This is a genomic window from Pseudomonas sp. NPDC089743, from assembly GCF_044748785.1.
In the GTDB taxonomy this organism is placed as follows: Bacteria; Pseudomonadota; Gammaproteobacteria; order Pseudomonadales; family Pseudomonadaceae; genus Aquipseudomonas; species Aquipseudomonas putida_X.
This window is the reverse complement of sequence record NZ_JBIVGS010000005.1, coordinates 144,936-170,731: the sequence shown is the minus strand read 5'-3', so window position 1 is coordinate 170,731 and position 25,796 is coordinate 144,936. Positions and strand designations below refer to the sequence as shown.

At 63.6% G+C, this 25,796-nt stretch carries 20 protein-coding genes; 10 read left to right on the top strand and 10 right to left on the bottom strand.

Annotated features, from left to right (window positions below; all coding sequences use genetic code 11):
• Positions 1 to 3: 3 nt before the first annotated feature.
• Together ACIPZC_RS11730 and cobA are read left to right on the top strand one after the other, a co-directional pair.
• Positions 4 to 1,671 (top strand): protein kinase, encoded by a 1,668-nt coding sequence (locus ACIPZC_RS11730; RefSeq protein WP_400627037.1) that lies wholly within the window; start codon positions 4 to 6, stop codon positions 1,669 to 1,671.
• A 27-nt stretch (positions 1,672 to 1,698) separates the two neighbouring features.
• Entirely contained in the window at positions 1,699 to 2,439 is a 741-nt protein-coding gene (gene cobA / locus ACIPZC_RS11725; RefSeq protein WP_400627035.1) for a uroporphyrinogen-III C-methyltransferase, read from the top strand.
• Positions 2,440 to 2,537: 98 nt separating this feature from the next.
• Here cobA and ACIPZC_RS11720 read toward each other — a convergent pair whose 3' ends face one another.
• From ACIPZC_RS11720 to ppsA, 8 genes are all read right to left on the bottom strand, one after another.
• Entirely contained in the window at positions 2,538 to 3,575 is a 1,038-nt protein-coding gene (locus tag ACIPZC_RS11720) for an OmpA family protein (protein ID WP_267822206.1), read from the bottom strand.
• Between the two features lie 110 nt (positions 3,576 to 3,685).
• The gene (gene sigX, locus ACIPZC_RS11715) at positions 3,686 to 4,252 is read right to left on the bottom strand and encodes an RNA polymerase sigma factor SigX (RefSeq protein ID WP_012313514.1); all 567 of its coding nucleotides are present in this window, start codon (positions 4,250 to 4,252) and stop codon (positions 3,686 to 3,688) included.
• Positions 4,253 to 4,365: 113 nt separating this feature from the next.
• Entirely contained in the window at positions 4,366 to 5,190 is an 825-nt protein-coding gene (locus tag ACIPZC_RS11710; RefSeq protein ID WP_241803107.1) for a mechanosensitive ion channel family protein, read from the bottom strand.
• 2 nt (positions 5,191 to 5,192) lie between these two features.
• Entirely contained in the window at positions 5,193 to 5,456 is a 264-nt protein-coding gene (locus ACIPZC_RS11705) for a hypothetical protein (protein ID WP_012313512.1), read from the bottom strand.
• A 112-nt stretch (positions 5,457 to 5,568) separates the two neighbouring features.
• Positions 5,569 to 6,564 carry a zinc transporter ZntB gene (locus ACIPZC_RS11700; protein WP_400627032.1) on the bottom strand — a complete coding sequence of 332 codons (996 nt, stop codon included), beginning with the start codon at positions 6,562 to 6,564 and terminating at the stop codon, positions 5,569 to 5,571.
• A 27-nt stretch (positions 6,565 to 6,591) separates the two neighbouring features.
• Entirely contained in the window at positions 6,592 to 7,083 is a 492-nt protein-coding gene (rraA, locus tag ACIPZC_RS11695; RefSeq protein WP_012313510.1) for a ribonuclease E activity regulator RraA, read from the bottom strand.
• A gap of 139 nt (positions 7,084 to 7,222) precedes the next feature.
• Positions 7,223 to 8,215, bottom strand: a complete 993-nt coding sequence (locus ACIPZC_RS11690) for an alpha/beta fold hydrolase (RefSeq protein WP_400627030.1) — start codon at positions 8,213 to 8,215, stop codon at positions 7,223 to 7,225.
• A gap of 102 nt (positions 8,216 to 8,317) precedes the next feature.
• On the bottom strand, positions 8,318 to 10,693 hold the full coding sequence (gene ppsA, locus ACIPZC_RS11685; RefSeq protein ID WP_267822195.1) for a phosphoenolpyruvate synthase: 2,376 nt from the start codon (positions 10,691 to 10,693) through the stop codon (positions 8,318 to 8,320).
• A gap of 175 nt (positions 10,694 to 10,868) precedes the next feature.
• Here ppsA and ACIPZC_RS11680 point away from each other — a divergent pair, with 175 nt between their 5' ends.
• The gene (locus ACIPZC_RS11680) at positions 10,869 to 11,687 is read left to right on the top strand and encodes a pyruvate, water dikinase regulatory protein (RefSeq protein ID WP_241803103.1); all 819 of its coding nucleotides are present in this window, start codon (positions 10,869 to 10,871) and stop codon (positions 11,685 to 11,687) included.
• Positions 11,688 to 11,795: 108 nt separating this feature from the next.
• Here the strand turns inward: ACIPZC_RS11680 and ACIPZC_RS11675 are convergent, their stop codons facing one another.
• A complete protein-coding gene (locus tag ACIPZC_RS11675; RefSeq protein ID WP_400627027.1) occupies positions 11,796 to 16,661 on the bottom strand; it encodes an NAD-glutamate dehydrogenase in 4,866 nt (1,621 codons plus the stop codon).
• Positions 16,662 to 16,910: 249 nt separating this feature from the next.
• On the opposite strand from ACIPZC_RS11675, the gene ACIPZC_RS11670 reads away from it, so the two are divergent.
• Positions 16,911 to 17,267, top strand: a complete 357-nt coding sequence (locus tag ACIPZC_RS11670; RefSeq protein WP_241803101.1) for a hypothetical protein — start codon at positions 16,911 to 16,913, stop codon at positions 17,265 to 17,267.
• An 85-nt stretch (positions 17,268 to 17,352) separates the two neighbouring features.
• Here the strand turns inward: ACIPZC_RS11670 and ACIPZC_RS11665 are convergent, their stop codons facing one another.
• Entirely contained in the window at positions 17,353 to 18,660 is a 1,308-nt protein-coding gene (locus tag ACIPZC_RS11665) for a DUF2235 domain-containing protein (protein WP_400627025.1), read from the bottom strand.
• Between the two features lie 219 nt (positions 18,661 to 18,879).
• On the opposite strand from ACIPZC_RS11665, the gene ACIPZC_RS11660 reads away from it, so the two are divergent.
• Genes ACIPZC_RS11660 through ACIPZC_RS11635 form a run of 6 tightly spaced genes read left to right on the top strand, consistent with a single transcriptional unit; the run spans position 18,880 to position 25,702 of the window.
• Entirely contained in the window at positions 18,880 to 19,839 is a 960-nt protein-coding gene (locus ACIPZC_RS11660) for a MoxR family ATPase (protein WP_039601915.1), read from the top strand.
• A gap of 4 nt (positions 19,840 to 19,843) precedes the next feature.
• Entirely contained in the window at positions 19,844 to 20,788 is a 945-nt protein-coding gene (locus ACIPZC_RS11655) for a DUF58 domain-containing protein (RefSeq protein ID WP_241803100.1), read from the top strand.
• A 13-nt stretch (positions 20,789 to 20,801) separates the two neighbouring features.
• On the top strand, positions 20,802 to 21,296 hold the full coding sequence (locus ACIPZC_RS11650) for a DUF4381 domain-containing protein (RefSeq protein WP_241803099.1): 495 nt from the start codon (positions 20,802 to 20,804) through the stop codon (positions 21,294 to 21,296).
• Positions 21,289 to 22,365: a vWA domain-containing protein gene (locus ACIPZC_RS11645; protein ID WP_400627022.1), complete on the top strand. Its 1,077-nt coding sequence runs from the start codon at positions 21,289 to 21,291 to the stop codon at positions 22,363 to 22,365. The genes ACIPZC_RS11650 and ACIPZC_RS11645 overlap by 8 nt, the downstream gene beginning before the upstream one ends.
• A complete protein-coding gene (locus ACIPZC_RS11640; protein WP_400627020.1) occupies positions 22,362 to 24,080 on the top strand; it encodes a tetratricopeptide repeat protein in 1,719 nt (572 codons plus the stop codon). The genes ACIPZC_RS11645 and ACIPZC_RS11640 overlap by 4 nt, the downstream gene beginning before the upstream one ends.
• Complete coding sequence (locus ACIPZC_RS11635) at positions 24,077 to 25,702, top strand: BatD family protein (protein ID WP_400627018.1); 1,626 nt, start codon at positions 24,077 to 24,079, stop codon at positions 25,700 to 25,702. Before ACIPZC_RS11640 ends, ACIPZC_RS11635 begins: the two co-directional genes overlap by 4 nt.
• The last annotated feature ends 94 nt before the right edge of the window (positions 25,703 to 25,796 follow it).

The following is a 25,796-nucleotide window of genomic DNA, read 5'->3' as shown; positions in this document are numbered from 1 at the left end:
CCGATGAGCCTGCAACTGAGTTTCGCCCAGGCCAGCGCCACCGGCCCGCGCGAGGAAAACCAGGACGCCTTGCGCCTGGTAACCCCGGCGCCCGAGCTTGCCGCCAGCAAGGGCTACCTGTTCGCCCTTGCCGACGGCGTCAGCCACTGTGCTGACGGAGGCCTTGCGGCCCGGGCCAGCCTGCAGGCCCTGGCCATGGATTACTACGCCACCCCCGCAACCTGGGGCGTGGCGCAGGCACTGGACCGCCTGCTGTCGGCGCAGAACCGCTGGCTGCGCGCTCAGGGCAGCCAGCCGCTACTGACCACGCTCAGTGCGCTGGTGCTGCGCGGGCGCCGCTTCACCTTGGCACACGTCGGCGATTGCCGCGCCTATCGCTGGCACCACGGCCACCTGCAGTGCCTGAGTGAAGATCATGTGTGGGACCAACCCGGCATGCAGCATGTGCTCAAACGCGCGCTGGGCCTGGACCAACACCTGCTGGTGGATTACCTGGACGGTGAACTGCAGCCAGGCGAATGCTACCTGTTGCTCAGTGACGGAGTATGGGCCAGCCTGGGTGACCAGCACATCCAGGCCGTGCTGCGCGAGCAACCCGACTTGCAACTGGCTGCAGATACACTGGTCGCCAGCGCCCATCACCATGGCAGCCAGGACAATGCCAGTGCCCTGCTGGTACGGATCGAACAAGTGGGCACGGCCAACCTTGGCGACACCTTGGTCCAACTGCAGCAATGGCCGTTGCCCCGCGAACTGCGCGAAGGCCAGGTAATCGATGGCTGGCAGGTCGAGGCGCGGCTGGCGCACAGTCGCCAATCGCTGTTGTACCGCGTGCGCGACGGCCAAGGCCAGCCGTGGCTACTGAAAACCTTGCCTGCCGAACGCGAACAGGAGCCGGGCGCTGCACAGGCGCTGTTGCTCGAGGAATGGTTCCTGCGCCGCGTAGCCGGCCGCCATTTCCCCGAACTGCACGCCGCCAGCCAGCGCCAGCACCTGTACTACGTGATGCGCGAGCACAGCGGCCGAACCCTCGCCGCACAACTGGCCGAGCAGGGCCCGTTGCCGCTGGCCCAGTGGCTGGAAGTGGCCCGCCAGTTACTGCAGGCCGTCGGCGTGCTGCACCGGCGCAACCTGCTGCACCGTGACATCAAGCCCGATAACCTGCACTTGGGCACAGACGGCCAACTGCGCCTGCTGGACTTCGGCCTGGCGTACTGCCCAGGGCTGTCCGAAGACCCATGCCACGAACTACCCGGCACGCCCTCCTACATCGCCCCGGAAGCCTTCGAAGGCCAGCCGCCGAGCCCGCGCCAAGACCTGTATGCCGCGGGAGTGACGCTCTACCACCTGCTGACCGGGCATTACCCCTATGGGGAGGTCGAAGCCTTCCAGCGCCCACGCTTTGGCCAACCGGTCAATGCGGCGCGCTATCGCCCCGACTTGCCAGAGTGGCTGCAGCACAACCTGCAACAAGCCGTGGCCACGGACCCGGCGCAACGCTTCGAAACCGCCGAACAGTGGTTACTGCTGCTCGAACGTGGTGACCGCCAGACGCTGCACAACCATCCACGCCCATTGCTGGAACGCGAGCCACTGAAGGTCTGGCGCACCCTGGCCCTACTGTCGCTGTTGCTCAACCTGATATTGCTGTTCAGCCTGTTCAAGGGCTGAGCACGCCTTGCCCATGAGGAAACCCTGATGAATGCAAAAGTCTGGCTGGTCGGTGCCGGCCCCGGTGACCCCGAACTGCTCACCCTCAAAGCGGTGCGTGCGCTGCAACAGGCGCATGTGGTGATGATCGACGACCTGGTCAACCCGGCCGTGCTGGAACACTGCCCACAGGCACGGGTGATCGCCGTGGGTAAACGGGGGGGCTGCCGCTCCACACCCCAGGCGTTCATTCAGCGCCTGATGCTGCGCCATGCGCGGCAAGGCCGCTGCGTCGTGCGGCTCAAAGGCGGCGACCCGTGCATTTTTGGCCGTGGCGGCGAGGAGGCTTCGTGGCTGCAAGGGCATGGCATCGAGGTCGAAGTGGTCAATGGCATCACTGCTGGCCTGGCCGGCGCGACCCAGTGTGGCATCTCGCTAACCGCTCGCGGGATCAGCCGTGGGGTAACGCTGGTGACCGCACACACACAGGATGACAGCGCGCTGAACTGGGCCGCGCTGGCACAGGGTGGCACGACCCTGGTGGTGTACATGGGCGTTGCGCGGCTGGAGCAGATCCGCCAGGGCTTGCTGGACGGCGGCATGGCGCCGGGGATGCCGGTGGCGATGATCGAGAACGCGTCACTGCCCGAGCAGCGCGAGTGGCGCAGCGACCTGCGGGGTATGCTGGAGGCTGCACGAGCATTCAACTTGCGCAGCCCGGCGATACTGGTGATTGGCGAGGTGGCAGGGGACGTGATGGCTCATCCGTGGATGGCGGCAGCCGGGTGATGCGGTGTTTTCAGGCCTGAAGGCTTGCCTGGAAACTACACATTGCAGATAAAGAAAAACCCGGCCGAGGCCGGGTTTTTCATTGAAGCTTCAACCAATTACTTGGCTTGGGCTTCTACCTGAGCTTCAACGCGACGGTTGACAGCACGGCCTTCTTCGGTAGCGTTGTCGGCAACCGGACGGGTTTCGCCGTAGCCAACCGAGTCAACGCGAGTCGACTCAACACCGTACTGCTGGGTCAGCACTTCTTTAACGGCGTTGGCGCGACGCTCGGACAGCTTCTGGTTGTAAGCGTCTGGGCCCACGGAGTCAGTGTGACCTTCAACCACGGTGGTGGTTTGCGGGTACTGCTTCATGAAGTCAGCCAGGTTCTTGATGTCGCCGTAGCTGTTAGGCTTGACGACCGACTTGTCGAAGTCGAACTTGACGTCCAGCTCAACGCGAACGACTTCGGCAACAGCCGGGCAGCCATCAGCGTCAACGGTAACGTTGGCCGGGGTGTCTGGGCACTTGTCGACGTTGTCGCAAACGCCGTCGTTGTCGCTGTCGGAGCAGACTTCAGCAACTGGGGCAGGAGCCGGAGCAACTTTGCCACCGCTGCCACCGAAGTTCAGACCCACACCAACGGTCGGGCCCCACTCGGTGTTGCCGTTGTCGATGTTGTACATGGCTTCAACGCCAGCACGGGCGAAGAACATGTCGGTGATGTACCACTTGGCGCCAGCGCCAACGTTGGCGAAGGTGGAGTGGTCACGGCCGCTACGAGTGGCCTGGCCCAGGCTCTCGTGAGCGAAACCAGCGGAAACGTACGGACGCAGAGCGTCGCCAACGGTACCGAAGTGGTAGGTAGCGTCGAGCTTGGCTTTGGAACCTTTGATGTCTTTGTTGAAGACTTCGCCACGAGCGTTGTGAGTCTCGTTGTAGCCCAGGTCCAGGGAGACGTCATCGGTCAGGAAGTAACCGAGGCGAACACCAGGATTGGTGCCGTCGTTCTTGAAGTTACGCTCACTGTCGTAGTACTGCTTGGTGACGTTGCCTTCGATCTCGACAGCGCCTTGGCCTTGAGCCAGAACGCCGAACGAAGTAGCTGCTACGAGCGAGCCAATGGCCAAGCCCAAGGTGTTTTTCAATTTCATCCGTTAAATCCCCATCTGGTGATAGTTAAGCAGTCCCACCAAAATCCGGCGGACAACTCGACGGCAAGTCTAGCAGAACTCGCCGATTCGTTAGAGATATTCGCAAGGGGCTAAGTTTCATCCAAACCTGCAAATTTCTCTCTAAGCTTGTCCAGCGCGCGCTTGTAGCGCATTTTCGTTGCGCTCAGGCCCATGTGCATGATGTCCGCGATCTCCTGAAACTCCAGTTCCGCAACAAAGCGCAACACCAGAATTTCCCGATCGATCGGGTTCACATACACCAGCCACTTGTCCAGACCGCCCTTTTCTTCGGGTTTCGGTGCCTTGTCTTCAGACGCCTCTTCAACAGGGTCAAGACTCAAGGCATCCATCAACCGACGTTTGCGGCGCTCCTTGCGGTACTGGGTGATGCATTCGTTATAGGTAATGCTGTAGAGCCAGGTCTTGAACTTGGATTTACCCTCGAAGTTCTTCAGACCGTAAAGCACCTTGAGCATCACCTCCTGACAGACATCGTCAGCATCCCGGTCGTTCCCCAGATAACGCGCGCACACGTTGAACAGGGTCCGCTGGTAGCGCCGCATGAGCTCTTCATAGGCGCGGGTAACGTGGTACAGCTCCTCATGCGAACGCGCCACCAACTCCTCGTCGGTGAGCTCGCGCGGGTCGTAACGCATGGGCGGCGAATGAACTTTATTCAAAACGGATCTGGCCGACAGTCAGGTCAATGTCACCGCTCGGCCACGTGGGCGGATTTCAGCGGCGGCATACATTAACAGCTTTTGGACAATTAGCGGCTATTGACGCGCTGCTCGAGCAACACTCGATTAGCCAGCGACACTAATTCGCCATCATCGGTCAGCAACGTCGTCTTGACCGTGCCGATCTCCTCGATCTGCCCCTCGACCTCTCCAATTCGCACCTGCTGGCCGACCTGGTAAAGCTCACGCACATAGATACCGGCCAGAATCTGCCCAGCGATTTCGCGACTGCCAAGCCCCATCGCAAGCGCAACGGCCAGACCAACGGTAATCAGCCCGATCACGATCACGTGGTTGAGCAGGTCGGTCTTGACCTCAAGCTGGCTGATCGCCACCGAGATGCTGATGATGATCACCAGGCCTTGGGTGATGCGCCCAAGGCCTGCGGAGTATTCCAGGCCGATGCCTTCGGCAGCACCACGCACCAGGCCATTGGCCACTTGCGCCAGCAGCACGCCAACCAACAGTACCAACGCTGCGCCAAACACCTTGGGCAGGTACAGGGCGAGCATGTCGAGGGTGGCAGACACCCGCTCAAGGCCAAGGGATTCGGCGGCAGAAACCAGGAAAATCAGCAAGACGAACCAGTAGACGATCTTGCCGATCAAGGTCGAGATCGGCACCTGAATGCCGCCACGGCTGAGCATTTTGGTCAGGCCGGTGCCGGCCATCAGGCGATCCAGGCCGAACTTGGCCAGCAGCTTGGACAGCAGCGTATCGAGCAGCTTGGCCACCACGAAACCGAGCAGCACCACCACCAGCGCGCCGAACAGGTTGGGGATGAAGTTCGCCACCTTGGTCCATAGGGCGGTCATGGCAGTGACCAGGCTCTGGGTCCAGAGATCGAGTTCCATATTCAATCGGCCTTATCAGCTTTGCTGCCAGCGGCAGCGTTACGGGCAGAAGTGCGGCGCACCGGCGCGACATGCGCCGAGCCATTGTTCACGGCGATCAGCAGCGCCTGGCTCCAACGGCCAAGCAGGCTGAACAGGTCACCGGCGCCGACCTGGCGGTTGGCGGTTTTCAGCACGCGACCCAGGCACGCAGCGTCGTCTCGGTCTTCACCGGATGGCGACGCGTTGAGCAGGTCACGCAGGGATTGTTCAAACGGATCGTGCATGTGCACCTCGCGCAATGTCAGTCAGAGACGAGAGCGGCGGGCGATGGGTCACACATCGGCCGATGTCGGGGCCGGCTTGCCGGCGATAAGCCCGGTACATTCCAATGAGCATTCAAACCCACCGCAGCCGTCTGAACAGCCACCACTGCCCCACCGCAAGGCCGAGCACGACGATGCAGGCAAGCAGGAAACCATAGGGGTTTTCCGCGCCCGGAATGCCGCCCACATTGATCCCGAGCAACCCGGTGACGAAGCTCATGGGCAGGAAAATGCAGGTGATGATGCCCAAGCGGTACATGGTTCGGTTCATCCGCTCGCTGCGCCGCCGGTCTTCGCTTTCCAGTAGCAGTGCGGCCCGCTCACGGGCCAGCTCCAGCTCTTCGAGGTAACGGATCAGGCTGTTGTTCAGCTCGTTCCAGTAGTCAGCGTCCGCATCGGCGAACCAACTCCACCGGCTGCGCGACAGCTGGGCATAGATTTCCCGCTGTGGGGCGAGAAAACGCCGCAGGCCAGCGGCCCGACGACGAATCTGTTGCAAGCTGCCATGTTCAGGGCTGTACCGTTCGTCGGATTCGACTTTCTCTTCTTCCAGATCGACCAACTCCGACAGATCGTTGACCAAACCCTGGACTTTCTCGGTGAGCAATTCGCCCATCAACAGCAGCAGCTCGGAGGCCGACGTTGGCCCCCTCCCCTCGTCCAGCAAACGGAGAATTTCGTCACTGGCACGCAAAGGCCGCAAGCGCAACGAAATCACCCGCCGCGCCTGAGCAAAAATACGCACCGATACCATGTCTTCAGGCTCGGCTCCCGGGTTGAGATTTACCCCTCGCAAAAACAGCAGCAGCTGTTCATCGGCCAGCGGCAGCAGGCGCGGACGGGTGTTTTCCTCCAGCAGCAGGTCGCAGGCGAACTCACTCAGCCCGCTCTCTTGCAGCAGCCAGGTACGGGTTTGGGGATGACTGCGGTCCCAGTGCAGCCACAGGCTCTGCTGTGGCTGCAACTGCAGATCGTCCAGCTCGGTCCGGGGGATCGAGCGCGCGCCGCCTTTACCATCGAGCACCAGGGCGTGCACCAACCCCCACTGCGCGTTGTCTTCCTCGAACATCAAAGCTCCATCAGCGCGTGCGGCGCATCACTGCGGCATTTCCAGCGGGCTTGGCGAGACGATCACGCCATTGTTGTCGGCATACACATACTCGCCAGGGCGGAACGTCACGCCGGCGAAGGTCACGGCCACATTGAGGTCGCCGATGCCGCGCTTGTCGGTCTTCATCGGATGGCTGGCCAACGCCTGCACACCGACGCTGGTCTGGATCAGCACATCGACGTCACGCACGCAGCCATAGATCACCAGGCCTTCCCAGCCGTTTTTGGCAGCCTTTTCGGCAAGCATGTCACCGAGCAACGCGCAGCGCAGCGAACCGCCGCCATCGACCACCAGAACCTTGCCCTTGCCGTCGAGCTCGACCTGCTCCTTGACCCGCGAGTTGTCCTCGAAGCACTTGATGGTAACGATCTGGCCACCGAATGAATCGCGGCCACCGAAGTTGCTGAACATCGGTTCCAGCACCTGGACCAGGTCGGGGTAGGCGTCGCACAGGTCGGGCGTTACGTAATGCTGCATGGGAAGCTCCTGTCAGTCACAACGAAAGCGGGTGTCTGCCAAGGCTACACCGGGGAGGCTGTTGCAGTCATCCGGGACTGCTCGGTCATCTGTATTTCGCCTGCCGTGGCCCGCACGGGCCACGACAACCAGCAGAAAATCAGCCTACCGGCACAGGCTCGGCAATCACGGTCGCCTCGTGCACCGGCAGCAACGGCTGGCGCAACCAGCGCTCCACCAATGGCCACACCTGCACCTGCGCCGCCTTGCTCACCAGCATGTCGACATGCCCGAACGCCTCGAAGCCTTCCTCGCGGCCAAGCCTGAGGAACTGCTTGCGCTCACCACCCAACTGATCGAACAGCTTGCGACAAGCCCACACCGGGTCTTGGAAGTCTCCCGCGCCAGCCACTGCCAGCACCGGCACATCCACCTCCGCGAGCCCCGCCCACCAGTCACTGTCCTTGTCACCGAAGCGGCCAAACAGGCCATGCCAACGCATGCTTTCCAACGCCAGCCCAATCGGTTCGTCCTCAGGACCGCGCTTGAATCGCGGCCCGGAAATCTGCCCCCAACGCTTGAGCAGCAGCTTGGCGCCCCAGGCCACGGGCGGCACCTTCAACGGCCAGTACACCCGGCTGATCTGCGTGCCGAAAAACGCGGCACTGGCGACCTGCCTGGCATGCAGGAAACCACCGCCAAGCGCTGCCGCCAAGGTGGTACCGCCAAGCGAATGGCCAATCCAGTGAGGTGCTGTGCCGGACTGCTCCTCAACGAAGGCTGCGATCAGCGGCAAATCATAGCGGGCATAGTCAGCGACCCGGTTGTGCCGCCAATCGTGGTTGCGCGGCGACAGCCCGTGGCCGCGCATTTCAGGGATCCACACATCGAACCCCGCACGCACCAGGTAAGCCCCCAGGCCAATGCCCTTGGGCGAATACCAGAAGCGCCGATTGGAGAAACTGCCGTGCAGGAGAATCACCGGCACGCCTTGGGCGCCCTCCTGGTCCGCTAGCCCCAGGCGGGTCAAGGCCAGCTCCACGCTCGGATCAGGGCTGTTGCCGGCCTTGATCCGGTAGACGTCTTCACTGAGGTCGCCGCGGCGCTCGGCACTGAGCAAGGCCACGGGAAATAGAACACTGCTGCTTTGCATAAGGTTTGCTTGGTGCACAAAAAAGGGCGGGGTCCATCGCTGGAACTCGCCCTGGAAAAAACCAGGCGGGAGCACACCAGAGGTGCCCCCGCATTTACTGCATCAGGCCGCGCCCTGGCCTTCGGCCAGGAAGAACCAGGTCTCGAGTACCGAGTCCGGGTTCAGCGATACGCTTTCGATGCCTTGTTCCATCAGCCACTTGGCGAGGTCCGGGTGGTCCGACGGGCCCTGCCCACAAATACCGATGTACTTGCCGGCCTTGTTGCACGCCTGGATGGCATTGGCCAACAGCTTCTTCACCGCAGGATTTCGCTCGTCGAACAGGTGGGCGATGATCCCCGAGTCGCGGTCCAGGCCCAGGGTCAGCTGGGTCAGGTCGTTGGAGCCGATCGAGAAGCCGTCGAAGTACTCCAGGAACTCTTCGGCGAGGATGGCATTGGACGGCAGTTCGCACATCATGATCACGCGCAGGCCGTTGTCGCCGCGGGCCAGGCCGTTTTCGGCCAACAGGTCGACCACTTGGCTGGCTTCGCCCAGGGTACGCACGAACGGCACCATGATCTCGACGTTGGTCAGGCCCATCTCGTTACGCACGCGCTTCAGTGCACGGCATTCGAGCTCGAAGCAGTCACGGAACGACTCGCTGATGTAGCGCGACGCACCGCGGAAGCCCAGCATCGGGTTTTCTTCTTCCGGCTCGTACAGTTTGCCGCCGATCAGGTTGGCATACTCGTTGGACTTGAAGTCCGACAGGCGCACGATGACCTTTTTCGGGTAGAAGGCGGCCGCCAGGGTGCTGATGCCCTCGACCAGCTTTTCGACGTAGAAGCCGACAGGGTCGTTGTAGCCGGCGATCCGTTTGTCGACGCTCTCTTTGAGCTCCGGCGGCAGGCCCGCGTAATTCAGCAGCGCCTTGGGGTGCACGCCAATCATGCGGTTGATGATGAATTCCAGGCGCGCCAGGCCGACACCGGCGTTGGGCAGCTGGGCGAAATCGAAGGCGCGGTCGGGGTTACCGACGTTCATCATGATCTTGAATGGCAGGTCGGGCATGGCATCGACCGAGTTCTGCTTGACGTCGAAGCCCAGCTCACCTTCAAAGATGAAGCCGGTATCGCCCTCGGCGCAGGACACGGTCACGCCCTGGCCATCCTTGAGCAGCTGGGTGGCGTTGCCACACCCTACCACTGCCGGAATACCCAGCTCACGGGCGATAATCGCCGCGTGGCAGGTACGCCCACCGCGGTTGGTGACGATGGCGCTGGCGCGTTTCATCACCGGTTCCCAGTCCGGGTCGGTCATGTCCGAGACCAGCACGTCGCCCGGCTGCACCTTGTCCATCTCGGACACATCCTTGATCACGCGGACCTTGCCGGCGCCGATGCGCTGGCCGATGGCGCGACCTTCGACCAATACGGTGCCCTTTTCCTTGAGCAGGTAACGTTCCATGACGTTGGCGCTGGCGCGGCTCTTCACGGTTTCAGGGCGGGCCTGCACGATGTACAGCTTGCCGTCGTCACCGTCCTTGGCCCATTCGATATCCATCGGGCGCTGGTAGTGCTGTTCGATGATCATGGCCTGCTTGGCCAGCTCACTGACCTCGGCATCGGTCAGGCAGAAGCGCGCACGCTCGGCGCGGTCGACTTCGACGGTCTTGACCGAACGACCGGCCTTGGCCTCGTCGCCGTAGATCATCTTGATCGCCTTGCTGCCCAGGTTGCGACGCAGGATGGCCGGGCGGCCGGCCTGCAGGGTGTTCTTGTGTACGTAGAACTCGTCTGGGTTGACCGCACCCTGCACCACGGTTTCGCCCAGGCCGTAGGCACCGGTGATGAACACCACATCGCGGAAACCCGACTCGGTGTCGAGGGTGAACATCACGCCGGCGGTGCCGGTTTCGGAGCGGACCATGCGCTGCACGCCGGCCGACAGTGCCACCAGCTTGTGATCGAAGCCCTGGTGCACGCGGTAGGCGATGGCGCGGTCGTTGAACAGCGAGGCGAACACTTCCTTGGCCGCGCGGATCACGTTATCGACGCCACGGATATTGAGGAAGGTTTCCTGCTGGCCGGCAAACGAGGCATCCGGCAGGTCTTCAGCGGTGGCAGAGGAACGCACGGCGACGGCCATGTTGTCGTTGCCGGCGGCCATTTCGGCGAAGGCCGTACGGATTTCCGAATCCAGCCGTGGCGGGAATTCGGCTTCCATGACCCACTGGCGAATCTGCGCGCCGGTCTTGGTCAGGGCATTGATGTCATCGACATCCAGCGCGTCGAGCGCGGCGTGAATGCGGTCGTTCAGCCCGCTTTGCTCGAGAAAATCACGGTACGCCTGAGCCGTAGTGGCAAAGCCGCCCGGCACCGACACGCCGGCACCGGCAAGGTTACTGATCATCTCGCCCAGGGATGCGTTCTTGCCCCCCACATGCTCCACATCATGGACGCCGAGCTTATCGAGGGAAACTACGTACTCTACCAAGGTGATCTCTCCACTAACTGTGTTGGAAAAGCTCAAGGGCGCCCGCCTGCCTTTTGACTGGGCCGGACGCTTGTGGCCTGTACCTGGAAAATAAGTGAGAATGCCGACAGCCGCATTCGGCAAACCGAACTTATCATATCCAAGAAACGTCATCAGCTTAAGGCCCAGATCGCAAATGAAAAGAACCGCGTTCTTCATCTCCGATGGCACCGGCATCACTGCCGAAACCCTGGGCCAAAGCCTGCTTGCGCAATTCGATAGCATTCCATTCAACAAATTCACGCGTCCGTACATCGATACGCCCGACAAGGCACGTACGATGGTGCAGCAAATCAATACCGCCGCCGAGCGCGACGGCATGCGCCCGATCATCTTCGACACCATCGTCAATCAGGACATCCGTGAGATCCTGGCGACGTCGAACGGCTTCATGATCGACATTTTTTCGACGTTTTTATCCCCGCTCGAGCAGGAATTGACTGCCCATTCGTCGTATTCCGTCGGCAAGTCCCACTCCATTGGCGGCAATTCCAACTACATGGAGCGCATCGAGGCGGTGAATTTTGCCCTCGACAACGACGACGGCGCGCGCACCCATTACTACGACAAGGCCGACCTGATCCTGGTCGGCGTGTCGCGTTGCGGCAAGACCCCGACCTGCCTGTACATGGCGATGCAGTTCGGCATTCGTGCGGCCAACTACCCGCTCACCGAAGACGACATGGAGCGCCTGCAATTGCCGGCGGTGCTCAAAAAACATCACAACAAGTTGTTCGGCCTGACCATCGACCCCGACCGCCTCACCGCCATCCGCCACGAACGCAAGCCCAACAGCCGTTATTCGAGTTTTGCCCAGTGCGAGTTCGAGGTCCGCGAGGTCGAGAGCCTGTTCCGGCGGGAGAACATCCCCAACATCAACTCCACGCATTTCTCGGTAGAGGAGATTTCGGCGAAAATCCTGGTGGAAAAAGGCGTGGAGCGCCGCTTCAAATGACGCCCGGCCCTACCGGGGCCGCGCGCATCCGTCAGGTGGGACACAGACAAATGAAAAGCCCCGGCATCACTGCCGGGGCTTTTTCATTTCAGCTGACCAGCTGACCGATCAGGACGGCACCGCCACCGCCTGCCCGCTCATTGCCAGGTCGACCAGCTCGCGGTTGGCCACCGCATACATCGCATAGTCGGTACCCGTCGCATTGCGCAGGTCGTCGAGCATGGCGCGCCAGCGCTCGACCATGACCCGATGCTGCTCGGCCCACAGCGCCACCCGGGCATCCATGTCTTGCGGGGCATCGGCCATCTGCAGCACCGAGATGGTGATGGCCCGTTGCTGCAGGTCGATATCGTCGCGGAACGCCTCGCGGGCCAGAGCCTGCCAGTTGTTCTCGACCGGCAGGTTGCTGATTTCCTGCAAGTACCAGGTCAAGTCCAGCGCACTGCCCACGGCGAAGAACGCCTTGGCCACCTGGGCCGGCTCGTGGCCGGTCACGTCTGCCGCCTCGATGATCGGCAGCAACGTGTACAGGTGGCTGGTACCCGCCACCATGCGTGCGAGCAATTCCGGGACGCCGGCATCGACGAAGCTCTGGTAGCGGACCATCCAGCGTTCGCGGGTCGGCCCCTCCAGCAGCTCGTCGAGCTTGAGCCCCAGCTGGGCGATTTTCGGCCCGAAGTGCGCGGTGTCGCGCCCGGCATCCTGCTCGTTGCGCCGGCTGCGCAGGAACCAGCGGGTCGCGCGGCGGCCCAGGCGCATCAGCTCGTCCATCAAGGTAAGCTGGATTTCTGCCGGCACCTGGTAGTCCAGCGCCTCGATCTGGCGGAACCAGTGCGGCAGATGGAAGATGTCACGCACGATCACATAGGCCCCGGCGACATTGGCCGGGCTCATGCCAGTCGACTCTTTCAGCCGCTGGACGAAGGTGATGCCCATGTTGTTGACCAGGTCGTTGGCGATCTGGGTGCTGACGATCTCGCGCTTCAGGCGATGGCGGCGCATGGCTTCGGCGAACTTGCTGACCAGCGACGGCGGGAAAGCGGTTTCCATGTCGCGGGTCAGGTAGTCGTCGTCAGGCACCAGCGACTTGAGCAACTGTTCCTTGAGGTCGATCTTGCTGTAGGAAATCAGCACCGAAAGCTCGGCACGGGTCAGGCCCTGGCCTGCCGCCAGGCGCTCGGCCAACTGCTCCTCGGTTGGCAGGAACTCGATCGCACGGTCCAGCTTGCCACGGCTCTCGAGGTCGGCCATCAAGCGCTTGTACTCGGCGATCCGCTCGCGGGCGCGACGCGCCGCCAACGAAAGCGCCTGGGTCTGCTTGTAGTTGTTGCCCAGCACCAGCGCGCCCACTTCATCGGTCATGCTGCCCAACAGCTGGTTGCGCTGTTTCTCGGTCATGTCGCCACCCTGCACCACTTCGTTGAGCAGGATCTTGATGTTGACCTCGTGGTCGGAGCAGTCCACGCCACCGGCGTTGTCGATGAAGTCGGTATTGGTGGCACCGCCGTTGAGGCCGAACTCGACACGGCCAAGCTGGGTCATGCCGAGGTTGCCGCCCTCGCCCACCACCTTGCAGCGCAGTTCATTGCCGTTGACCCGCAACGCGTCATTGGCCTTGTCGCCAACATCGGCGTGGCTTTCGCTGCTGGCCTTGACGTAGGTACCGATACCCCCGTTCCACAGCAGATCCACCGGCGCCTTGAGCAATGCATGCAGCAGCTCGGTCGGCGTCAGGCGGTCGGCCTCGATGGCGAAGCGTTCCTTCATCTGCGCGGTGATGGCGATGCTCTTGGCACTGCGCGGGAAGATCCCGCCGCCTTCGGACATGATGCTGGTGTCGTAATCGGTCCAGGCCGAACGCGGCAGGTCGAACAGGCGCTGGCGCTCGGCGAAGCTGCTGGCCGGGTCCGGGTTCGGGTCGATGAAGATGTGCAGATGGTTGAACGCCGCGACCAGTTTCAGCTTGTCGGACATCAGCAGGCCGTTGCCGAACACGTCACCGGCCATGTCACCGACGCCGATCACCGTGATCGGGTCCTGCTGCACATTGATGCCGCGCTCGCGGAAGTGGCGCTGCACGCCCACCCAGGCACCACGGGCGGTAATGCCCATCTTCTTGTGGTCGTAGCCGGCAGAGCCACCCGAGGCGAAGGCATCGCCCAGCCAGAAGCCGTAATCGATGGCGATGCCGTTGGCGATGTCGGAGAAGGTTGCGGTGCCCTTGTCGGCCGCCACCACCAGGTACGGGTCATCGTCATCGTGACGCACCACGTTGGCCGGCGGCACCACGCCGCCGTCCTTGAGGTTGTCGGTGATGTCGAGCAGGCCCGAGATGAAAATGCGGTAGCAGGCCACGCCTTCGGCGGCGATTTCGTCACGCGTGCCGCCCAGCGGCAAACGCCGTGGCAGGAAGCCGCCCTTGGCACCGACCGGCACGATCACCGAGTTCTTGACCTGCTGGGCCTTGACCAGCCCAAGCACCTCGGTACGGAAGTCTTCTTCACGGTCCGACCAGCGCAGGCCACCGCGTGCCACGTTGCCGAAGCGCAGGTGCACACCCTCGACCCGCGGCGAGTAGACGAATATCTCGAACTTGGGTACCGGCTTGGGCAGTTCGGGGATCAGCCTAGGGTTGAACTTGAAGCTGAAGTACGACTTGCTCTGGCCGTTGGCATCCGGCTGGTAGAAGTTGGTGCGCAGGGTGGCCTTGATCAGGTCCAGGTAGCGGCGCAGGATGCGGTCCTCGTTGAGCACCTGGACATCGTCCAGGGCGCTGAGGATGGCTTGCTCCAGGCGTTGCTGCTTGTCGTCCAGGTCATCGGCCGTGAGCTTGCGCGCCAGGTAGAAGCGGGTCTTGAACAGCCGGGTCAGCTCACGGGCGATGTCGGTGTGGTTGTTCAGGGTGCTGGCGATGTAGCCGAGGTCGAAGCCCAGGCGGATCTGCTTGAGGTAGCGAGCATAGGCGCGCAGCAGCGCCACATCGCGCCATGGCAGGCCGGCGGTGAGCACCAGGCGGTTGAAGGCGTCATTCTCGGCATCGCCCTGGACGATATGGATGAACGCATCCTGCAGGACGTCGTTGAGTTGCTGGATGTCCAGGCTCAAGCCTTCGCTGTACGTGAAGGCGAAATCGTGGATCCAGTACTCTCGACCACTGGCGTGACGCAAGCGGTAGGGGAACTCGCCCAGCACGCGCAGGCCGAGGTTTTCCAGAATCGGCAGCACGTCCGACAACGCCAAGGGCGTGTCCGCGTGGTACAGCTTGCAGTGCAGCAAGCGTTCGCCCAGACGCGTCAGCGGCTGGTAAAAGCTCATCGCCAGCGGCTTGCTTTCGGACAGTGCCAGCACATGTTGCAGGTCGACCACCGCCGAATGGGCGGCGAAGCGCTCACGGTAGCCGGCCGGGAAGCCCTTGGGGAAATCGGCGAGGATGTTGGTGCCCTGGGCTTCACCGAAGTTCTCCACCACCAGCGCGGCATAGTCGTCATGCCACGAGCGGCAGGCCTGGATCACTTCGTTTTCCAGTTGCTGCGGGTCGATGGCGATGCGGTTCTTCGGGTCGACGCGCAAAATCAGCTGCACGCGCGCCAGCACCGATTCGGAGAAGAACGTCCAGAACTCGCAGTCGCTGGCCTTCAGGCGCTCCATCAGCACCTGCTGGATCTTCTGCCGCACTTCGGTGGAATAGATTTCCCGTGGCACGTAGGCCAGGCAATAGCAGAAGCGCCCGTACGGGTCCTTGCGCAGGAACACACGGATCTTGTTGCGCTCCTGGATCTGCACGATCGACATGACCGTGCTGAACAGCTCGTCGATCGGGGTCTGGAACAGGTCGTCGCGTGGCAGCACTTCGAGCACCTGCGCCAGTTCCTTGCCCAGGTGGGCCTTGGCGTCGAAGCCGGAGCGGCGCTCGACCTCGGCGACCTTGACCCGGATGTAAGGAATGGCGTGCACGCTCTCGCCGTACACCGAGGAGGTGTAAAGGCCCATGAAGCGGTGTTCCTTGACCACCTTGCCATCGGCGTCCAGCTGGCGGATCGAGACGTAATCCGGGTAGGCCGGGCGGTGGACGCGGCTGGGCAGTGCGGCCTTGGCGAACGACAACAGCAGCGGTTCGGCCAGGTACGCCACCGCGTAGTCTTCGATCCGCAGCTCTTCTGGCGTCAGGCCCACACGCAGGCGGCGCGGCAAGCCAAGGAACGACTGCTCGTCGTAGACCATCTGGCCGCCGGCGCTGTCGGCCTGCACGGTGAATTCTTCATAACCGAGGAAGGTGAAGTGGTTGTCCAACAGCCACTCGAGGAAGGCCTTGACCTCATCCTTTTCATGGTGAACCGGCGCGAAAGCGGTTCGCTCCACCAGTTCCATGACTTCCTGCAGCTTGGCTTTCATCGGTTCGAAATCGGCCACCGCCACCCGCACCTCGGCCAGCACCTGCTCGATTTCGCGGGTGAGCACCGTCAATTCGGCAGCGTTGGCGCAACGGTCGATCTCCAGGTACATCAGCGACTCATGGCACACACCCTCGCCCTGGGTGCCCTTGGGCAGCAGTTCGAGCAGGTTGCCCTTGGCGTCACGACGCACGCTCAGCACGGTGGTCTGCAGGGTATGGATGCTGTAGCCGCGGCGGTTGAGCTCGGTCCGCACCGAATCGACCAAGAACGGCAGGTCATGGTGCAGCACCTCGACCACGGTGTGGGTCGACTGCCAGCCATTGCGCTCGTAATCGGGGTTGTACACCCGCACCACTGGATGCTCGGGGTCGAAGCGCTCGATGATGCGCCAGGCGGAAAGGGTACAGCCGGCGAGGTCCGACAGCCTGCGCTGGGTGAGTTCGTCCATGGAAATGATGCCGAAGAACTGCTCGGCGAACAGCGCCACTTGTGGCAGGGACTGCTCGCTGATGTGCTGCGCCAGGGCCGCTTGCAGTTGGTGCTGGAAGTCGGCTTTGCTGGCTGCGGTGAAGAACGCCATCTGTGGTACTCCGCTTGGGCTTTGTAATAGTTGAAGCGTCGCGTACGTCCGACGATCACGGATCAACGATAGCCAACCCGTGGCAAGCCGGACGGTAAAGTTCAGGGCTCGCGGAAGCTTAACGACTGATCGGTCATCACCGCTTGCAGCGCTGCGACAATTTCGGTCAAGGGGGGGAAACTTTACGTTTATCGATACCCCCAAGGCTGTCAGAATTCACTTTCGTTTCCATTGACCCGAGCCGCCCACATGCAAATCCACACCGCCCTGCTGTTCGCCACCCCTTGCGATGACGAGGAAGACAACATGGCGACCTTGTGCTGCCATAGCGACAAAGGGCAGATGTTCCTGCTCACCCGCTACCCGGACGAGGACACCGTGGACCTGACCCTGGACGATGAGCCGTCGACCCTCGATGGCCTGAAAGTGACCTTGAGCGCCCAGCGCCTGCTGATCGAAGTGGCGGCTGGGGATCGGGATGCGTTGAAGGGTGACGAAACACTGGAGATCGTGCTGACGTCGGCGGGGACGGACCTGGAAGAGGTCGAGCTGACCTTGCGCACTATTCTGGATGGCACAGGGACCTTCGTCAGCGAGCTTCGATAGACGATGGGCGCGTCGACCGCCCGGTGGGCGTGTCGGCGCATTCAAGCCCGCTTGAGACCTGCCCTTGAAATGGCCGGCAGGTACGTCAACCCACCGGGTTCCTGTGCAGCACCCTGCCCGCCTTGCCCGGCCGGTCGATGAACAATGCGTCCAGCGAACTGTTATCCAGCCCTTTCACGGCGTTCCAGTGCGCCGATGTGTGCACGTATTTCGCCTGCAACAACGCTCGCTCCTGGGGCGTCAGGTGCAATTGCGCACATTGACCGAGGGCAAACTCATGCAGCTTGCGGCTGACAGGCAGCAATTCTGCCGGCAGGCGATGCGCATCGTCACCGCCCAGAGGGGCGAACGCTACCCCACCGCGCACGGCCAGTTCACGCATGATGCTAAGGTAGACACGTGAAAGATGGCCACTGACTTCACGTTCTCGGTACACAGCGGCGTACACCTGCTTTTCCGGGGTATCGCGCCTGGCTCGGCTGCCTTCGACCGGCACCTCCCAACTGAGCAGCCGGGGCCGCGGATCGACCAGGCTTGCAAACGTTGAGCTCAGCAGCCCAGTGACGGCCGCATGGGCGCGCGTGCAGTGGGCCGGTGTCGTGCGCGCGACCCGGCTCGAATGCGGTTTGCACAAAAGTACCTGCTCACGCATGCGCTCCACATAGCCGCCACCGATATTCGAGTGCACCCCCGGCACGACAATGTCGTTGTCGCTACGCACCAGCGGGAAGTTGTGGCGCTGCTCATCCCCTGCCACCAGTTGCACGACCTGCCGGGCGACACGCGTGTCCAGCCCGAGGCGCAAGCCGCCGTGGCGATCGCTGGCTGGGCCGAAGCTGCCTTGCAAGGGTGCAACGATTGCCGCCACGGTATCGAACAGGCCAATGAAGTTGATCGCCCTCGGCCCGTGCAGCTCAGCCGGCAGGCCCGTCTCATCCGTGCCCAGGCGATTGGCCAGGTGCCTGGCCGCCGCCGCACCGCGGCTGAAACCGAACAGGTCGAATTCGATGCAGTTGGGTACAACCTGGGGATGCTCAGCCCGATAATCGCGCAGCTGCCTGCCAACCTCTGCCAGCGCCTGCTCTACCCGCGCCGCCACCCCCGCGCTTCCGCGCCCCGTCGCCTGGGCGAAGGGCGAGTCAGGGGCACCGTGCGTTGTACCGATCCCTTCCACATACACGTTGAAATGGACCTGCCCTTGTACGGGCCCGCAGGGATAAAGCGCGTGCAGCAAGGCAATGTTACTGCGCGCATTGGCGTAACTGCCCCCTGCGCAGCCGTGGCCGGTGGCGGCCAAGGGTGCAGCATTGCCCTGATTGTTGCCGGTGCCGTCGAAAAAAACGCCCACCCGCACGGTAACCGGGGCAGGCACAGCGGACTGCTTGCTCATCATCATGCTCCTTCATGATTCGAAGAGCACAAGCAAGCGCCAGATCACCGCCAGCGGAAATCGGAGAACACCGCAAAGGCATGCGGATAGTGCAACCTTTCGATGCGCATAAAAAACCGGGGCGTAATTGGTCGCCACCCCCCGGATAGATTAAAGTATCCACCCCTGCCAGGTCCGTCGCGCTACGCGCCCGCCCTGGCCCAATCCCAGGAACCGCCGCCGATGGAACACCGTGAAGCGCTGATCGCGCTACGCACCTTTCTTTCCTCCCAGATCCTAGGCCAGGAAAAACTGGTCGAGCGGCTGTTGATCGTGCTGCTGGCCGACGGCCACATGCTGGTCGAGGGCGCCCCGGGCCTGGCCAAGACCAAGGCCATCAAAGAGCTGGCCGAAGGTGTCGAAGCGCAGTTCCATCGCATCCAGTTCACGCCCGACCTGCTCCCGGCCGACATCACGGGCACTGAAATCTATCGCCCGGAAACCGGCAGTTTCGTCTTCCAGCAGGGGCCGATCTTCCACAACCTGGTGCTGGCCGACGAAATCAACCGGGCACCCGCCAAGGTGCAGTCGGCGTTGCTCGAGGCAATGGCCGAACGCCAGGTCAGTGTCGGGCGCAGTACGTACGACCTGTCGCCGCTGTTTCTGGTCATGGCCACGCAGAACCCGATCGAGCAGGAAGGCACCTACCCGCTGCCGGAGGCCCAGCTCGACCGTTTTCTGATGCACGTGAAGATCGGTTTCCCCGATGCGGCGGTGGAGCGACGCATTCTTGCCCAGGCCCGCGGTGAAGCGCTGGGAGGCGAAGTCAAACCTGAACGGCGTGTCAGCCAGCAGGCCATCTTTGCCGCACGCAAGGAAATCCTCGGCCTGTACATGGCCGACGCGGTGGAGGAATACCTGGTGCAACTGGTGATGGCCACGCGCACACCGGCCAAGTTCGATACCGAGCTGGCCGACTGGATCGCCTATGGCGCCAGCCCGCGCGGCTCCATCGCCCTGGATCGTTGTGCACGGGCGCATGCCTGGCTGGCCGGGCGCGACTTCGTCAGCCCCGAGGATATCCAGGCCGTACTGTTCGACGTGCTGCGCCATCGCATCATCCTGTCCTTTGAAGCCGAAGCGGCCGGGGTCGACCAGGATCGCGTGGTCCAGCGCATCCTTGACGTCGTCGCCGTTGCCTGACCCCATGCCCACCGCTCAGCAGGCCGAACCCGGCATCCGCATCGGCCTCGCCGAGCTGATCGACATGCGCCACCGCGTGCGCGAAATCCAGTTGTTCTCCCGCCCTGGCCAGCGCAGCCCGCTGGTAGGCTTGCACCACTCCAAGCTGCGCGGGCGCGGCGTGGACTTCGACCAGGTGCGTGTCTATCAGGCCGGTGACGACGTACGCAACATCGACTGGCGGGTCACCGCACGCACCCAAGAGCCGCATACCAAGCTGTTCCATGAAGAGCGCGAGCGGCCGATCTTCATCCTCGTCGAGCAAAGCCAGCGCCTGTTCTTCGGCTCGGGGCTGATGTTCAAGTCAGTGCTTGCGGCCCAGGCCGCGGCGCTGTTCGGATGGGCGGCGCTGGGCCACAACGACCGCATCGGCGGGCTGGTGTTCGGCGACGATGAGCACCACGAAATCAAGCCGCGGCGCAGCAAGCAGAGCCTGCTGCAGCTGCTCAACCGTATGGCGAAGGTCAATCAGGCGCTGCACACCGAAGCCGCGCCCCACGCCGACAGCCTGGGCCTGGCGCTGCGCCGCGCGCGTGAAGTACTGCGCCCAGGCAGCCTGGCCATCGTCATTTGCGACGAGCGTTCACTCAGCCCCCAGGCTGAACAGCACCTGGCGATGCTCTCGCGCCATTGTGACCTGCTGCTGATGCCAGTGTCCGACCCCCTCGACCATGCCCTGCCTGCAGCAGGCCTGCTGCGTTTCTCCCAGCGCGGCGCGCACCTGGAGCTCGACACCCTGGACACCAACCTGCGCCAGGCCTACCGTCAGCAGGCCGAAGCACGCATAGAACGCTGGGAGCTGATGGCCCAGAAGCTGCGCGTGCTGCTGATGCCCCTGAGCACCCAGAGCGAAATGATCGAGCAACTGCGCGAATACCTGAATGCACAGCGCCCACGGAGCGGTTCATGAAGAGCAGCGCCCAATGAACCCTCTGGACCAGTTGCAACCGCTGATACCCCCTTCAGCGATCGGCCTGTGGCCACCGGCACCTGGCTGGTGGCTGCTGCTCGGCGTCCTCCCCTTCCTGGCCTGGGGCCTGTGGCGGCTGCGCCGCTGGCGCCCCGGCAAGCGCAGGATAGTGCGTGCCGAGCAACCGCTGGACCCGGTACGCCTGGAAGCCCTGGCCGAGCTGGCCCTGCTGCCGCGCCCCTACGACGGCGCGCCGGCCGGGGCCTGGCTGCAACAGATCAACGCCTTGCTCAAGCGCCTGTGCCGCAACCACTACCCTGGCGCCAACAGCCATACCCTCAATGGCCGCCAGTGGCTGGCGTTCCTCGACAACCGCTGCCCCGCTGCCGGCCTGACCCGCTGGATGGTGCTGGTCGAAGGCGCGTACAAGCCGGAATGCAAGCTTGACGACAAGGCCATTGCCGGGCTCAGTCAGGCCGTCGAAACCTGGATCCGCAAACATGTTTGAACTGGCCTGGCCGTGGATGTTCCTGCTGCTGCCGCTGCCGTGGCTTGCACGCCTGCTGCTGCCTGCCGCCGACAGCGGCGAACCGGTGCTCAAGGTAGGCTTTCTCAACGAACTCGAAAGCCTGGCCGGGCGTCGGGCACGGCTGAACCTGCCGACCTTGCGTCAGCAGGCACCGTTCGCGCTGATCTGGCTGTTGCTGCTGCTCGCCGCTGCCCGTCCGCAGTGGCTGGGCGAGCCGCTACCGGTGGCCGCCAGCGGCCGGGACCTGCTGGTGGCGGTGGATGTGTCCGGCTCCATGGATTTCCCCGATATGCAGTGGCAGGGCGAAGAGGTCAGCCGCCTCGACTTGGTCAAGGCGCTGATGGGCGATTTCCTGCAAAACCGCGAAGGCGACCGCGTCGGCCTGATCCTGTTCGGCAGCCAGGCGTACCTGCAGGCACCCCTGACCTTCGACCGGCGTACCGTACGCACCTTCCTCGACGAAGCGCAGATTGGCATCGCCGGCAAGAACACCGCCATCGGCGACGCCATCGGCCTGGCGGTCAAGCGCTTGCGCGAGCGGCCGGCGCAGAGCCGGGTGCTGGTACTGATCACCGACGGTGCCAACAACGGCGGGCGGATCCATCCGTTGACCGCTGCCCGCCTGGCCGCCCAGGAAGACGTGCGCATCTACACCATCGGCATCGGCGCCAACCCTGAGGCCAGCGGTACGCCGGGCCTGCTCGGCCTCAACCCCAGCCTGGACCTGGACGAGGCCTCACTGAAGGAAATCGCCGACCTGACCCATGGCGCCTACTTCCGTGCCCACGACGGCGCCGAACTGGATGCGATCGGCGATACCCTCGACCAGCTGGAACCGGTCGCCCAACAGCCAACCCAGGCCCGCACGGCAACCGCTTTGTATGCCTGGCCACTGGCCCTGGCCTTGCTGCTCAGCGTGCTGCTGGTGGTGGCGGTGCAATGGCCAGACAACCTGCTGCAGCGTGCGCTGCGCCGGCCCCGCTTCCTGCAGCCCCACCCGCAATGGCGTGAGCGCCTCAAAAGGCTGCGCCTGAGGAGGCGGCGATGATCGACCTCTGGCCGCACTGGTTGCGCCCACTCTGGCTGCTGGTGGTACCGCTGCTCGCCTGGCTGGTGTTCAAGCTCTGGCACCGGCGCAGGCGCGCCGGGCGCTGGCAGATGATCCTGCCGCCGGCCTTCCACCCGGTGCTGCTCGGTGGCGGCAGCGGCAGCCACAGCAAAATGCCCTGGGTCGCACTGGGCCTTGCCTGGTTACTGACGGTACTGGCGCTGCTCGGGCCGAGCTGGCAGCGCCTGGAAGAAACCCGCCAACGCCCGGCCGACCCGCTGGTGATCCTGCTGGAACTGACCCCGCAGATGCTTGCCCAGGACACGCCGCCCAACCGGCTGCAGCAGGCGCGGCGCAAGGTCCTTGACCTGCTCGAACACCGTCGCGACAGCCAGACGGCGTTGATCGTCTACGCCGGCAGCGCGCACACCTTGGTGCCGCTGTCCGACGACCTGAGCACCACGCGCAACCTGCTCGAGGCCATCGACCCATCGATCATGCCGCAGCCCGGCCAGCGCGCCGACCTGGCCGTGCAGAAGGGCCTGGCCCTGCTGGCGCAAAGCGGCCTGGGCCAGGGCCGCCTGTTGCTGATCGGTTCGGCATTGAGCGACCCGGAACGCCAGGGCATTGTCCAGGCGCTTGGCCGCCAGGGCCCGAGCCTGTTGATGCTCGGCATCGGTACCCGCGAAGGGGCGCCGGTCCGCCAGGCCAACGGCGAGTTTCTCAAGGACGAGCAAGGCGGCATTCTGGTACCGCGCCTGGACAGCGGCGGGCTCAGGGCGTTCATCAATGGCACCGGAGGACGCTACCGTCATGCCCGGATCGACGACCTCGACCTGCGTGGCCTGGGCCTGTACGACAACCCGCGCATCCTGCGCAATGACGGCCAGAACCTGCAGCTCGACAGCTGGGCCGACCAAGGCTACTGGCTGTTGATACCCCTGTTGCTGCTGGCCGCCTGCGCGGGTCGGCGCGGCTGGCTGTTCTGCCTGCCGCTGCTACTGGCCCTGCCGCAGCCGAGCCAGGCGTTCGAGTTCAATGACCTGTGGTTGCGCCCCGATCAGCAAGGCCAGCGCCTGCTTGAACAAAACCGCCCGGCGGAAGCCGCGCGGCACTTCCAGGACCCGCAATGGCGCGGCATGGCGCTGTACCAGGCCGGTGACTATGCCGCTGCCGCCACCGCCTTCGGCCAAGCCAATACCGCCGCTGCCCACTACAATCGAGGCAACGCCCTGGCCCGCAGCGGTGAGCTGGAAGCCGCCCTGGATGCTTACGAGCAGGCCCTGGAGCATCAACCCGACCTGAAGCCGGCGCTGGACAACCAGGCCCTGGTCCAGCAACTGTTACAGCAGCGTCAAGGCCAGGCCGAGGAACAACCGGCCCAAGACGATGCCCAAGGCACGCCGGGCAGCGAGACCGAGGGCAACAGCAGCTCGGCGAGCAGCCCCGCCCAGGGTTCGCCGGGCAGCGAAGAACAGACAAACACCGATCAACCCGTTGAAGGCAGTGGCAACAATCAGGCCGCACCCGGTAACCAGGTGGGCGACGATGACAGCATCACCCAGCCGCCCAAGCGGCCGGTATCGACCAGCCTCGATGCCGAACAACGCCAAGCCCTGGAACAATGGCTGCGGGAGATCCCCGACAACCCGGCGCAGCTGCTGCGACGAAAATTCTGGTACGAACAGCAATTGCATCAGGAATCCCAACGATGAGTCGCCTTGGCGTCTTTCTCCTCAGCCTGATATGGGCCGTGCTCGCCCAGGCCGAACCGACCCTGCAGGCCAGTGTCGACCGCACCCGCCTGGAGGCCGGTGAAACCTTGGAGCTGACCCTCGAAAGCCAGGACGTGACCCAGTTCGGCAAGCCCGACCTGCGCGCCCTGGACGGCGACTTCGAAGTACGCGGCACGCGTCAGCTGAACAGCCTGCACACCCTCGATGGCGAGACCCGGGCCAGCACTCGCTGGATCATTACCCTGCTGCCGCGGCGCAGCGGCAGCTTGCGTATCCCTGAGCTGCAACTGGGGCAATCGCGCAGCCAGGCCATCGACCTGCAGGTGGTGCAAGCGGATGCCGACCGCCCGGACAGCGCGTCCCAGGTGTTCATCGAGGCTACCCTGGACACCAGTGATGTCTATGTCCAGGCGCAGGCCGTGCTGACCTTGCGCATCTACCATTCGGTGTCGCTGTACGACGACAGCAGCCTTAGCCCGCTGCGCCTGGAAAACGCCAAAGTCGAACCGCTGGGGGACTCGCGTACCTATGAGAAGGACATCAACGGCGTACGCCACGGGGTGATCGAGACACGCTACGCACTCTATCCGCAGCAGAGCGGCAGCCTGGACATCGCGCCCCTCACGTTCACCGCCACTGCTGCCGATAATGCGCAGCCGCCTGCGGGCAGCGCACGTACAGGCCGCCAGGTACAGGTCAGTTCACTGCCGCTGCGCCTGAACGTTCGCCCTATCCCCGCCGCCTGGCCCGCAGCCGAACCGTGGCTGCCAGCCCGTAGCCTGGCCCTCGAAGAACACTGGAACCCCGACCCCGGCACACAGCCAACCCAGATAGGCGACTCCCTGACCCGCAGCATCACCCTGCGCGCCGAGGGGCTGTCCAGCACCCAACTGCCGCAATTGCCGGCCACCGAAATCGTCGGCCTGCGCCGCTATCCGGACCAACCGTTGCTGCGCAACGAAATCAGCGAGCGCGGCATGACCGCCAACCGCGAGGAGCGCGAAGCACTGGTGCCGACCCACAGTGGCGAGCTGGCGCTGCCGGCACTGGAAGTCACCTGGTGGAACACCCGCGAAGACCACCTGGAGCATTCCAGCTTGCCTGCGCGCACCCTGAACGTGCAGGACAACCCGGCTCTGAGCGCCGAGAGCCCGGTCGGTGATGCCAGCACGGGCAGCAGCCTGCTCTGGCCCTGGCAGCTCGCCACCCTGGTGTTCGCCCTCACCACGCTACTGGGCTTCACCCTGTGGTGGCGCGCCCGCTCGCAACCGGCCGTGCTGCGCGCCGCCCAGACTGGCCCCAGCCCACGCACCCTGCTGGACGACCTCAAACGCGCCTGCCAGGCCAACGACCCACAGGCCACCCGCCAGGCGCTCGATGCCTGGGCGCGGCAACAGCCAGAGACCCTGGCGGAGATGGCGGCGCGGTTCGTGCCGCTGTCGGATGCTTTGGATGGTTTGAACGGGGCGTTGTATAGCGAGAGCGGCCAATATTGGCAGGGAGAGGATCTGTGGCGGGCGATAGGGACGATTCCACCGGCAGAACACGTGTTACTGCCGTCTGGGGAGCCAGGGGGCTTGCCACCGCTTTATCCGAAGTGATTGGGAGAGCGCGCGGGCCCGTCTAGCGTGCTGTAGCGCACGTCAGACAAGCCCGTCCAAACCAGGATGCGATCCTGGCTGCTCCCGCTCTGCG

Bases quoted from the DNA above. Each gene is read 5' to 3' on its own strand.
- ACIPZC_RS11640 (WP_400627020.1), top strand. From the start codon at position 22,362: ATGATCGACCTCTGGCCGCACTGGTTGCGCCCACTCTGGCTGCTGGTG.
- rraA (WP_012313510.1), bottom strand. From the start codon at position 7,083: ATGCAGCATTACGTAACGCCCGACCTGTGCGACGCCTACCCCGACCTG.
- ACIPZC_RS11675 (WP_400627027.1), bottom strand. From the start codon at position 16,661: ATGGCGTTCTTCACCGCAGCCAGCAAAGCCGACTTCCAGCACCAACTG.
- ACIPZC_RS11700 (WP_400627032.1), bottom strand. From the start codon at position 6,564: ATGTTCGAGGAAGACAACGCGCAGTGGGGGTTGGTGCACGCCCTGGTG.
- ACIPZC_RS11645 (WP_400627022.1), top strand. From the start codon at position 21,289: ATGTTTGAACTGGCCTGGCCGTGGATGTTCCTGCTGCTGCCGCTGCCG.
- ACIPZC_RS11660 (WP_039601915.1), top strand. From the start codon at position 18,880: ATGGAACACCGTGAAGCGCTGATCGCGCTACGCACCTTTCTTTCCTCC.
- ACIPZC_RS11655 (WP_241803100.1), top strand. From the start codon at position 19,844: ATGCCCACCGCTCAGCAGGCCGAACCCGGCATCCGCATCGGCCTCGCC.
- ACIPZC_RS11730 (WP_400627037.1), top strand. From the start codon at position 4: ATGAGCCTGCAACTGAGTTTCGCCCAGGCCAGCGCCACCGGCCCGCGC.
- ACIPZC_RS11670 (WP_241803101.1), top strand. From the start codon at position 16,911: ATGCAAATCCACACCGCCCTGCTGTTCGCCACCCCTTGCGATGACGAG.
- ACIPZC_RS11635 (WP_400627018.1), top strand. From the start codon at position 24,077: ATGAGTCGCCTTGGCGTCTTTCTCCTCAGCCTGATATGGGCCGTGCTC.
- ACIPZC_RS11680 (WP_241803103.1), top strand. From the start codon at position 10,869: ATGAAAAGAACCGCGTTCTTCATCTCCGATGGCACCGGCATCACTGCC.
- sigX (WP_012313514.1), bottom strand. From the start codon at position 4,252: ATGCGTTACGACCCGCGCGAGCTCACCGACGAGGAGTTGGTGGCGCGT.
- ACIPZC_RS11705 (WP_012313512.1), bottom strand. From the start codon at position 5,456: ATGCACGATCCGTTTGAACAATCCCTGCGTGACCTGCTCAACGCGTCG.
- ACIPZC_RS11710 (WP_241803107.1), bottom strand. From the start codon at position 5,190: ATGGAACTCGATCTCTGGACCCAGAGCCTGGTCACTGCCATGACCGCC.
- ACIPZC_RS11720 (WP_267822206.1), bottom strand. From the start codon at position 3,575: ATGAAATTGAAAAACACCTTGGGCTTGGCCATTGGCTCGCTCGTAGCA.
- ACIPZC_RS11690 (WP_400627030.1), bottom strand. From the start codon at position 8,215: ATGCAAAGCAGCAGTGTTCTATTTCCCGTGGCCTTGCTCAGTGCCGAG.
- cobA (WP_400627035.1), top strand. From the start codon at position 1,699: ATGAATGCAAAAGTCTGGCTGGTCGGTGCCGGCCCCGGTGACCCCGAA.
- ACIPZC_RS11665 (WP_400627025.1), bottom strand. From the start codon at position 18,660: ATGATGAGCAAGCAGTCCGCTGTGCCTGCCCCGGTTACCGTGCGGGTG.
- ACIPZC_RS11650 (WP_241803099.1), top strand. From the start codon at position 20,802: ATGAACCCTCTGGACCAGTTGCAACCGCTGATACCCCCTTCAGCGATC.